Genomic DNA, 1,411 nt, shown 5'->3' with positions numbered 1-1,411 from the left:
TTCCTCTTTTTCCCCCCCCCCCCCTCCCCCCCCCCCCCCCCCCCCCCCCCCCCCCCCCCCCCCCCCCCCCCCCCCCCCCCCCCCCCCCCCGACGTTCCGCAGGAGAGGACCTGAGATGAGATTGCGGCACCGGGTGGCCGCGCTGGGTGTCACCGCGGTGGTGGTCGGCGGATCGGCCCTGTGGGGCGCGGGCGTCGGCAGCGCGGCGACGGCGAGGCTGACCCTGGTCTACAACTGCCCGTTCCCGTTGATCGGCGCGCAGGACATGAGCGTCGAGATCGTGGTCGAGGACCTCCCGGACACCGCGGTGGTCGGCGAACCCATCCCGGAGGCGCGCGTCACCGCCACCGCCACCGTGCCGGAGCTGGCGACGCAGGGCCTGGCGCTCGTCGGCGCGGCGACCGTGGAAGGCACCGCGTCCGCGCAGACCGTGATCGACAACGCCGGGTTGGTGCTCGACATCGTGCCCGACCTGACCGTGGCCAAGACCGCGGTCCCGCCGTCGGGCGAGTTCGACACGGTCGCCACGGGCACCACGCCGTCGGTGAGCTTCCCCTTCGCCGGCACCACGACCATCGACGTCGGCGACTTCGTGACCACCCTGACCCCGCGCACCGCCGACGGTTCGGAGACGGGGCTGGGCACGTTCACCTCGCCGTGCACGCTCAAGCCGGGCCAGTCGACCCGCCTGTACGAGTTCACGGTGCAGTCCGAGGGGACGACAACAACCACCACGACAACGACGACGACCGACCCCACGACAACGACCACCACCACGGAGCCGACGACCACCACCGACTCCACAACCACAACAACGGAACCCACCACCACCACGACGTCGCCGACGACCACCACAACCGATCCGACCACAACGGATCCCACCACTACCGATCCCACCACGACGACCACGACGAGTCGGACGACGACCACCACCACAACCACCACGACGACCACTCGTCCGACCACCACGACGACGACCACAACCACCACTCAGCCGACCAGCACCACCACCACGAAACCCACCACCACAACGGTTCCGACGACCACCAGCACGACGACGAGCGCCGGCACCACGACGTCGAGCCCGAGCGCCACGACCACCACGACAACGACGACGCAGGCCGTGGTCCCGATCGTCAACCACCCGAGCGGCAACGGCAAGCTGGCCGACACCGGGTCCTCGATCACCGGCCCGCTCGTCCTTGGCGGCGCGCTCCTGACCGTGGGCGCGGGCGTGCTCTTCGCCTTGCGCCGCGCCCGCCGCCGGACCTGACGCACCCCTTGCCCACCAACGAGACCGGCCCCCTCCGACGAACCCTTGGGTTCTAGTGGTCGTCGCAACACCCCAGTTGGGGAGTTGTGGTGGATTTCGAGATCCGGGATCGGTCGGTCAACCTGGGCGGTCGGCGTC

The 1,411-nt window shown here is 70.8% G+C and carries 1 protein-coding gene; it reads left to right on the top strand.

From position 1 onward, the window contains the following. The first annotated feature begins 115 nt into the window (after positions 1–115). Complete coding sequence (locus ACZ7GX_RS45700; protein WP_498786928.1) at positions 116–1,273, top strand: DUF6801 domain-containing protein; 1,158 nt, start codon at positions 116–118, stop codon at positions 1,271–1,273. The last annotated feature ends 138 nt before the right edge of the window (positions 1,274–1,411 follow it).

It is taken from the genome of Actinosynnema sp. NPDC037264 (assembly GCF_055603705.1).
This window is presented reverse-complemented; position numbering and strand designations above follow the sequence as displayed.

Coding starts and splice junctions, on each gene's coding strand:
- ACZ7GX_RS45700 (WP_498786928.1), top strand. CDS start 116: ATGAGATTGCGGCACCGGGTGGCCGCGCTGGGTGTCACCGCGGTGGTG.